Here is a 9277-nt window from a genome sequence, read left to right on the forward strand (position 1 = left end):
GGCTGGGCCGGGCCGCTGACGCAGAACCAGTGGCGCCTGGGCGTCGTCGCGCCCACGCAACACACTGTCGAGTGCCAGTTGCGGCAGCAGGATACAGGCCCACTGCATCGCCCATCACCCTCGCCCGGCCATGCGCACCGGCGCACTGGGGGCCAGCCCGCCGCGACACTTGAGTACCCGCCACTGCGCCGGGTGCAGGTCGACGGCAATGCGCAGCGCCGCAGGCGACGGGTTCAGTGCAGCCTGCTGCGGGCGACAGGCAAAGGCCAGGGTCTGGCCGGTTTCGGCGGCCACCTGCAAGCGGCGCAAGGCACGATCATCAGCCTGTTGCGGCCAGCACAGCACGGCGCCACAACTGCCTGAGCGCAGGCATTGCTCGACCGCCCACAGTGCGTCGGCAGGCGAGGCCTCGAGCAACGACAGGCAGCGCAGGTCGACACCGGCGGCCAGCCAGGCAGGGGGATAAGGAATATGCGGTGGGGCCACCAGCACCACCCGCTCACCCTGAGCGGTCAAACGGGCCAGGCTTGGCCACAGCAGATGCAACTCGCCACCGCCCTCGGCAGCCAGCAGCACCTCGCTGAGCGCCGACGGCGGCCAGCCGCCACCGGGCAGTACCGCATCCAGCGCGGCATGCCCGGTGGGCTGCAGGCCCTGTGGCTGAACAAGCGGGCGCCCCTTCCACACCCGGCGCTCGTCGAGCAGCCCGTCGAGGCTGACCACCGCGCCCATCAATCGCGCCTCAACAGGCCGCAGAACACCCCTTCGATAACGAAGTCGCGCTCGGGGCCGACCTCGATCGGGGCATAGGCCGGGTTGCGTGGTAACAGGCGATAGTGCCCGGCGGCGCGCTGAAAGCGCTTGATGGTGACCTCGCCGTCGAGCCGGGCGACCACGATCTGCCCGTCGCGGGCATCGGCCTGCTGGTGTATGCCCACCAGGTCGCCGTCGAAGATGCCGTCGTCGATCATCGAGTCGCCGCGCACCTTGAGCAGATAGGTCGGGGTACGCGTGAACAGATGCGCATCAAGCATCAGTTGCTCGTGGATGTCTGCATCGGGGCCGATCGGGCGGCCGGCAGCCACCTGGCCGAGCACCGGGATCTCCAGTACCTCGGGGCGGCGCAGGGCACCGGCCAGGCGAATACCGCGCGCCTGGTTGGGCGTGACCTCGATGAAGCCGGCCTCGCAGAGGGCCTGGATATGCTTGCGCGCCACGCTGCGCGAGGCAAAACCGAAGGCCTGGGCGATGTCGGCGAGGCTCGGTGGCTGCCCTTGCTGCGCGATGCGGTCGCGGATGAAGGTCAGGATGGCGGCGCGTTTGGGCGATAATCTGTTCATGGAGTACATTTGTACTCCTTTGTGGTTTCTTTGACCAGCCCCACTGATCGGTGGGGCAAATTGGTTATGATGGCCTGCTTCTGGAATGGAACCCTGCCCATGCTTGATGCCTTGCTGTTCGACCTTGATGGAACCCTGACCGACACCGACAAACTGCACCTGCTGGCGTTGCAACAGCTGTTGCTGGAGGAGGGTCGGGTATTTACCGAGGCTGAATTCGACGCGCACGTCAGTGGTTGTGCCAATGCCGACATGTGCCGCTACCTGTTCCCGCAGCGTTCGGTGGCCGAGCATGAAGCCTTCGCTGATCGCAAGGAGGCGCGTTTTCGTGCGCTTTCGCCGACCTTGCGGCCTACACCTGGGCTGGAACGCTTGCTCACGCATGCCAAGCAGCAGGCTATCGGCGTGGCGGTGGTAACCAATGCGCCGCGTGCCAATGCCGTGCACATGCTGCAGGCCATGGGATTGGCGTCGCGTTTCGAGCATGTGCTGGTGGCTGAAGAGTTGGCGCGTGCCAAGCCGGATCCCCTGCCCTACCTGACGGGTCTGGAGTGCCTGGGAGCCCTTGCGCAGAACGCCTTGGCTTTTGAAGATTCGGTGCCGGGCGTGACAGCGGCGAGCCGTGCTGGGATTTTCACGGTGGGCCTGTCCACCAGCCAGTCACCGCAGGTGTTGCTGGAGGCGGGGGCGCGGTTGGTGGTGGCGGATTTTGAGGATGCGCGGTTGTGGGAATTGATTGAAGGGATGTTGGGGGTGATGCGGGGGTAAAAACAAGGCTGACAACGCCTATCCCACAGGCCATGGCACGTTGCAACAAATGTGGGAGCTGCAACGTACCATGACCTGACAGATCGGCGTTTTCAGCCTTGGTGCTTGGCTTCAGGTCATGGTGCGCCCCCCTCACCGCGCCCAGTTCGCCTCGCTACTCTGCAACGCCGCCGCAATGGTCGCCAATTTGTTGTCCGCCAAGGTATCGGGCAACAAATCCGTCCCCGTACTCACATACAACTGCGCATACGCATTGCGCAATTCGGCATACGACAAGTCACGACGCAACTGCGTCTGCAGGTTGTTCAACTCCCCCTGAATCAACTCCAGCTCACCAATATTCTGGGTCTGGTAACGGTTGCGCAACTGCTCGGCAATCTGCCCATCCAAGGTCGCCAGCTCTTCGCTGGTACGGAACTGGCGGGTCGCTTCATTGAAGTTGGCGTTGGCCACATACAACTGCGCCAGCACCGCCATCGACATGGCCTGACGCCGCGCCGACGCTACGTCTTCACCCGCCTTGGCCACCTTGATGGCACTCGGCGCCGACAACACGTTGAACAGGTTCCAGGTTACCTTGACGCCATAATCCGCCCAGCTCTGGTTGACCAGGAACGAGTTGCTGTCATAGTGCCCGCCCGCCGAAAACTCCAGGCCCGGCAACAGGCGCAACATCGCCTTGCGGGTTTCGGCAGCACTGATGCGCGCCTGGTAATCCTGCTCGCGCAGTTCCGGGCGACTGGCCAGGGCCTGCTGCTCAAGCTGGGCAAAATCACCCTTGAACTGCGGCACGCCATAACCGGTTTCAGGCGCCAGTTCGAACGCGGTGCTCAATGGCAGGTTGATCAGCGCCGCCAATTCGGTCTTGGCCAGCGACAAGGCACGCCGCTGCTCTTCAAGCTGGCGGGTGGCTTCGATCAATGCGCGCTGGTAGCTGAGGGCCTGCACCGGGTCACCGATGCGCTGAGCACTCATGCGCTGGCTGTTGTCCCGCGCCTGGGCAATCCGCCCCATCAGGCTGTCGATCTGCGTCAACAGGCGCTGCGCCGCCACCGCCCGCCAATACGCCGAACGCACGTCCTGGGTGATGGTGTGGATCACCTTGCGCCGACGCTCTTGCAAGATCAGGCGCTGATCGGCCTGCTGCTTGGCGCTGACGTAGCTGACACCAAAGTCCAGCACGTTCCACACCATGGTCAGGTCGGCCACTTCGCGGTCACGGTCCTGGGAGGTCGAAGGCTCCAGCGACTGGGTACCGGTATCGACACTCTGGCTGCTGGAGGCACTGGCGTTGTTGCGCCCGGCATAACCGGCCTCCAAGGCCATGCGCGGCAGCATGTCGAACCGCGCCAGGTCGACCTGACGCTTGGCCAGCGCCTCCTCCATCACCTTGAGGCGTGCCTCAAGGTTGTACTTGACCGCACGGGCCATGGCCTGGTGCAAGGTCAACGGCTCGGTCAGCGGCTCCTGCTCCTTGAACATGCTGACCAGATCGCTGCGCGCTCGGTCTTCGCTGGCGCTGCGCTCGATGGGCTGACTGGTCACTGCACACCCGCTGATCGCCAGTGCAGCAAGCTGGCACCGAACACTTTATGGCTTTTGTTCATCCTTGGGCCGCCCCCTGGTACGGCGCTATCTGTCAAGTGTGTGCTGCCTTTCATGCACGCGCTCCGCTCTGTGTCGGTTGCGCCAATGCCAAGGCCAACTCGCGCACATGGCGCTGGTCGGCTTCGTTGATCTGGTTGAGTTGCTGGCCGAGTGTGGGCGCGCCGAATACCCCGCGAAGCCCCTGTTCGATGTCGCTGGCACGCCACTGGCTGCCGTTGAACACATTCAAAGGATCAACGTACTGCACCCCTTCACGATTGAAGATCGACGCGAAACTGCTGCTGCCAAACACGCCGCCTTCGGCGCCGCCGACGTCATTGCCGCTGCTGGTGAACACCTGGGCAATGAAACTTGGCGCACTGACAACGTTGTTCAGGAAAATCGTACCCAACGGCGTAAAACCGCTACCCAGCGTACGGGTTTCGAACAGCGGCGCCATGGACAGCGGCGAGAGGCTGGCATCCAGCGGCGCGCCGATACCTGCGGCGGTATCAATGGGCTGGCCTGCTCCGCCCGGGCCGCGGGCGCACTGATGCGGAACTCCGGATCGCCGGCATCCTGGGTGCGTACGCCTGGCGTACCGACGCTCTGCGCAGGCCCCATGAGCGATATCGCCAGGGCGTTGCCCGCCTTGTCGCTGATACCACTGCCCTGGGCGTTGAGCCCCAGGCTCAGGCTACCCTCCCCCGTGACAGCGCCCACGTTGATGCGATAGGTCTGTGCGTCGATCCGCACCACCGACAGTAGCTTGCCGCTGGCACCGCCGGTGGCGATCAGGCTGAAGTCGCCGACGTCGACGCCGCTGACCGCCTCGTCGAAACTCAAGGTGAAACTCAGGCTCGTGGCGCCCGGCGCAACCGGGCCATCAAGGACGATGCCGGTAGGCCGCGGCGGCTTGGCATCGACCACGATACCGGCGGTGCTGTCGACGTTGCTCAGTTGCGTGCGTGCGTCATTGCCGTGTGCATCGCGCAAGGTACCGCCATTGAGGTCCAGGCTCGAACCGACGCTCAGCGCGCCCGAGCGCCCACTGCCGACCGTCAGGCGGAACACCAGCGCGGTGCTGCCCGAACCCGACAGGTAGTCGGCATAGACCACGCTGCCATCGCCCAGGGTAACGGCCAGGCGCGGTACGCCATTGGCGGTGCCGACCAGCACCGCCTCATTGAGGTTGACGGTGAAGTCCAGGTGCTGCCCGGCGACATAGGTACCGTCTGCCGGCACGTTGACGCTACCGACCTTGGGCACCACGCCGTCGATGACAATATCCTTCTGGCCGGCGATCGAGTCGGCACTACCGATGCCGGGCAGGGTCAGCACGGCATCCTCGCTGCCCACGCTCCTGATGGTCGCGCCATTCAATTGCAGCGCTGCGCTGCTCTGGTAGTCGAGGTCGGCACTGACGTCACCGGCCTGCACCCGGTAGGTGAACGTCAGCACGCTGGAGCCCGAACCACCGGCATAGGTCGCCAGGCGATCGACCAGGCCGGTTTCCAGCAGCAGGCTCGGCACGCCGCCCGCCACGTTCACGGCCTGGTCGAAGGTGACGACGACGGTGATGAGGTCGCCCAGCTTGTAGGCGCCGTCGCCTTGCAGCACGCTGACATTGGTCACGGACGGGTTCAGCGGCTGTACCGTGATGTTGATCGCGTCGGTGTCGCTCTGCGCCCCGCCACTGCCGCTGGAGCCCTGGTCGTTGCTGGTGATGGTGAAGCTCGCTGCACCGTTGTAACCCGGCGTCGGGGTGAAGGTCATGCCGTTCAGTGCCGCATTGATCTGGGCCAGGGTGCCCTCGAACTCCAGCACGAGACTGCCCGGTACATTGCCATTGTGGAAAGCCAACCCGGCAGTACTGGACAGGCTGATCAGCCCGTTGGTGGAGGTCAGGGTAACGACCAGCGACCCGCTACCGGCGTCCACATCGCTGATGCTGACCAGGTTGCCATTGGCGCTGCTGAAGGTCAGGACAGCGCCCTGTTTCACGCTCTGGTCGCCCGGCACCGCGTTGACCGGTGCGTCGTTTACCGCCGTGACGTTGATGATCACGGTCTTGCTATCGCTCTGCGCACTGCCGCCGGTATTGCCGTGGTCGTTGATCGATACCGTCAGCAGCACGCTGCTGGTGTTGTCGCGTGCGGTCTGGAACTTCACGCTGGCGGCGGCAATGAACGCGTTGATATCGCTCAGGGTGCCGGACAGCGTGAGCGTGGCGGTACCCGAGTCCTGTACCGTGACGCCGCTGCCGGAAACGGCGCTGAGGGTGCCGCTGGGTACCGAAAACGTCGCGCTGACCAAACCGCTGCCTGCATCCACGTCACTGAAACTGATGCCGGTCAGGGGCGAGCCCAGGTCTTCGATGACGGTAATGCTCACCGGCACGCTGACCACCGGCGCATCGTTCACCGGGATGACCGACAGGGTGATGGTCTGGGTGTCGTTACTGACGCTGCCGGTGTTGACCAGGATCGTCAGGGTCGCGTCGGCGCTGGCATTGGCCGCCGTGGTGTAGGTCACGCGGTTGTTGGCGATGAACGCATTGACCGCGGCGATGCTACCGCTCAGGCTCATGGAACTGGAGGTACCACCCACGCTCACGCCGGCGCGCTGGTGGCGGAAAGGGTGCCGGAGGTGACGCTCAGGGTCATGTAGACGTTGACCGAGTCCGGGTCGCTGATGCTGATCTGATTGATCACCGAGGCAACGTCCTCGAGCACCTGGGTGCTCGCCGGTGCATTGATCACCGGTGTGTCGTCCACGTCGGCGAGGGTGACGGTACCCGTGACCACTGAAGAATCCAGGTTGCCGTCGTTGACCTGGAACTGCACAGTGCGGGTCAGGACCGAGGGGGTGTCCGAGAGGTTGTTGAAGGTCACCGCGCGCAGCGCTGCCTGGAACTGCGCCATGCTCGCCTGGTTGCCGGCGGAGGTCAGGGTCAGGGTGCCGGTGGCAGCGTCCCACGTCCCGATGATATTGCCCATGGTCGCCGGGTTGGACACCAGCGCCAGAACGTCCTGGCCGTTACTGTAGTTGCCCGAGATGCGCGCGGTAGCCGAGGCAATGCCCGGGCCGTCGGTATCGGTAATGGTCAAACCGCTATCGACGACCACCGGGATCGACGGGGTGGTGTTGCCTTCGGTCCAGGCCGCGCTGCCGCCACTGCCGGTGAGGGTCGGCGCATCGTTGGCAGCGGTGACCACGACGCTGGCGGTGTCGGTGGCGGTGGAATAGGCCGACGTGCCGCCGGAGGTGGTGACATTGACCTTGACGCCCTGCAGGCCGGCGTTGCTGCTCTGGTCCCAGGCCTTGTAGGTGATGGTTGCCGTCTCGCCATGGAGGGAGTCCGGTACGAAACGCACCAGGTTCTGCGCGGTGAGGATCAGCGCGGAGCTGGTGGAGACGATACCCACGTCGCCCCAGGTGACGCCAGCGTCGAGGCTGTACTGCCACTTGCCGTAGGTGGCGGTCAGGCCGGTGATCGCCATGCCCTTGACCGCGGAATTGTCGATGTCGGTGACACCGCCCAGCAGCGAGAGGACGGTACTGCCGCCGTTGTTGATGGCGGTCTCGGTGATCCCGTTCAGGGCCGGCGACACGCCCGTCAGCACCGGCGCATCGTTGACCGAGGTGACTACCTGGTTGGCCACCGCAGTGCCCGCGGAGAAGGCCGTCGTCCCTCCGTTGCTGGTGGTATCGGAAACGCCGCGAACACCGTTGAGAGAAGCGGTACCACTGGTCTGGTCCCAGCCACGGAAGTTGAGGCTGGCCGTCTCGCCGTTGGCGCCATCGGGGACATAGCGCAAATAGGTGGTGGAGGCGAGCAACAACGCACTGGTACTGGAGACGGCGCCGAAGTCGGTCCAGGTGGCGTTGTCAGTAGAGTACTGCCAAGTGCCGTTGCCGGACTTGCCATACACCGCGATACCGCGCAAGGCGCCGACGTCTGCGTCCACCATGGTGTAGTTGGTCAACAGGGTCGAGACCCGCGTGCCAGTGCCAGTGGTGTCCTCGTTGGTGCTCGGGAGGCTGTACGGCCCACCGGAGAGGACCGGTGCATCGTTGATGCCGACCACTGTCACCGTGCTGAAGATACCGATGGCTGCGGTAGGCACGCCACCATTGGCCGACCCGCCGTTGTCGCTCACGGAGCTCAGGGTCACCACGCGGTTGCTGGTGTTCGGGCTTTCGCTGTCGTTGCGGTAGGCCATGGTGTTGAGGAGGGTCTGCGCCGTCGCGGCGTCCAGGCCGCTGCTGCTGGTGAGGGTGACGCTGGCAATGCCGCTGATCACCGAGACCGTGACCACCGTGCCGTTGTTGGTGGTGACCACGCTGGTGCCGTTGGTCAGGGTCACGTCGCTGCCGTCGATCACCAGCTTCTCGGCAGCGCCGTTGTACACGGTGGTGACGGTGAAGGTCATCTGGGTGACTTTCTGGCCGGGCTCGACGGTATTGATCGTCGCGCCGTTGAACAGTTGCACCGCCGAGGTGTTCTCGGTGTAGGTCGGGTGGGTGGCGGTGACGTTGACCACCGGTGCATCGTTGACCGACTGCACGGAAAGGGCGACCACACTGACCGCGCTGGAACCGCCAGCGCCGTCATCCATGCTGATCGAGACGCTGCGCGAGGCGGTCGATGGCTCGACGGTGTTGGCGTTGCGGTACGCCAGGTTCTGTACCAGGGCAGCGACCGTGGTCGCGTTGGCGTTGCTGGTGAAGGTGACCACCAGCGGGATGCCGTTGCTGCCGCCGGTGAAGGTGCCGATCACCAGGCCGTTGTACATGATCGACGCGCTGGAAATGGCGATCTGGTTGGCACCAGCACCCTGATCACGAATGAACAACACGTCTTCGCCATTGACCCGACCGCTGGTGATCTGCACGGTCAGCTTGCCACCGTTGAAGTTGGCCGAGTCGGCGTCGCTGACCGTCGCGTTACCGGAAGCGTCGAGCAGTACATAAGCGCTGTCTTCGACGTAGGTGACGCTGTCGCCATTGAGGTTGCCGATCACCGGCGCCAGTACGCTGGAGGTGGTGAAGTTCAGCGTCGTGTTGTTGGCGATACCCTCGTAGGCCTTGCCATCGGTGGCAATGAACGCTTTTGGCGAAATGCGCACGGCATAGGCGGTGCCCGGCTCGAGGTTGCTCGACGGGTTGATGGTCCAGATAGTGCCGGAGCCGCTCACCTGGACCTCGGAAGCAGAAATGGTGGTGATCTGACCGTCGCTGAGGCGCACGATCTGGATAGTGCCGGAGCCCTGAATGACGGCACGGTCGAAGGTCAGCACGATGTTCGCGGCGGGGGCAACGTTCAGGGTGTCGTCACCCGGGGTGGAACTGAGCAGCTTGGGCGAACTGCCGCTCTGCCAGTAGACCGAGCCGGCCACGTTGAGCGAACTGGCGAAGAGATCCAGGTCGCCATCGCCGTTGAATCGCCAACGATGGTACGGTTGCCGAATTGCGGGCCGCCGGGGATCGTCTCGGCGGAGAACACACCGTTGTTGTTGCGGTACAGGTCGAGTTGCGTGAGCGTTGACGGCTGCCACCAGCAAATCGGTGTCGCCATC

The 9277-nt window shown here is 64.4% G+C and carries 8 protein-coding genes; 1 reads left to right on the forward strand and 7 read right to left on the reverse strand.

Annotated elements, in window-relative coordinates:
* The 3 genes from G3436_RS29095 to lexA all read right to left on the reverse strand — a co-directional run.
* Positions 1-108: hypothetical protein (locus G3436_RS29095; protein ID WP_420801249.1), on the reverse strand; the 108-nt coding region annotated here is incomplete at its 3' end.
* A gap of 6 nt (positions 109-114) precedes the next feature.
* Complete coding sequence (imuA, locus tag G3436_RS23425; protein ID WP_163950061.1) at positions 115-732, reverse strand: translesion DNA synthesis-associated protein ImuA; 618 nt, start codon at positions 730-732, stop codon at positions 115-117.
* Positions 732-1349: a transcriptional repressor LexA gene (gene lexA / locus G3436_RS23430; RefSeq protein ID WP_178116583.1), complete on the reverse strand. Its 618-nt coding sequence runs from the start codon at positions 1347-1349 to the stop codon at positions 732-734. The genes imuA and lexA overlap by 1 nt, the downstream gene beginning before the upstream one ends.
* A 90-nt stretch (positions 1350-1439) precedes the next feature.
* On the opposite strand from lexA, the gene G3436_RS23435 reads away from it, so the two are divergent.
* Positions 1440-2108 (forward strand): HAD family hydrolase, encoded by a 669-nt coding sequence (locus G3436_RS23435; protein WP_163950068.1) that lies wholly within the window; start codon positions 1440-1442, stop codon positions 2106-2108.
* Between the two features lie 132 nt (positions 2109-2240).
* Here the strand turns inward: G3436_RS23435 and G3436_RS23440 are convergent, their stop codons facing one another.
* From G3436_RS23440 to G3436_RS23455, 4 genes are all read right to left on the reverse strand, one after another.
* Positions 2241-3653 carry a TolC family protein gene (locus G3436_RS23440; protein WP_420801248.1) on the reverse strand — a complete coding sequence of 471 codons (1413 nt, stop codon included), beginning with the start codon at positions 3651-3653 and terminating at the stop codon, positions 2241-2243.
* Between the two features lie 112 nt (positions 3654-3765).
* Complete coding sequence (locus G3436_RS23445; protein WP_163950071.1) at positions 3766-4107, reverse strand: hypothetical protein; 342 nt, start codon at positions 4105-4107, stop codon at positions 3766-3768.
* Positions 4089-6305 carry an Ig-like domain-containing protein gene (locus tag G3436_RS23450; RefSeq protein WP_163950073.1) on the reverse strand — a complete coding sequence of 739 codons (2217 nt, stop codon included), beginning with the start codon at positions 6303-6305 and terminating at the stop codon, positions 4089-4091. Before G3436_RS23450 ends, G3436_RS23445 begins: the two co-directional genes overlap by 19 nt.
* 2 nt (positions 6306-6307) lie before the next feature.
* The gene (locus G3436_RS23455; protein WP_163950076.1) at positions 6308-9097 is read right to left on the reverse strand and encodes an Ig-like domain-containing protein; all 2790 of its coding nucleotides are present in this window, start codon (positions 9095-9097) and stop codon (positions 6308-6310) included.
* Positions 9098-9277: the final 180 nt, after the last annotated feature.

It is taken from the genome of Pseudomonas brassicae, from assembly GCF_010671725.1.
In the GTDB taxonomy this organism is placed as follows: domain Bacteria; phylum Pseudomonadota; class Gammaproteobacteria; order Pseudomonadales; family Pseudomonadaceae; genus Aquipseudomonas; species Aquipseudomonas brassicae.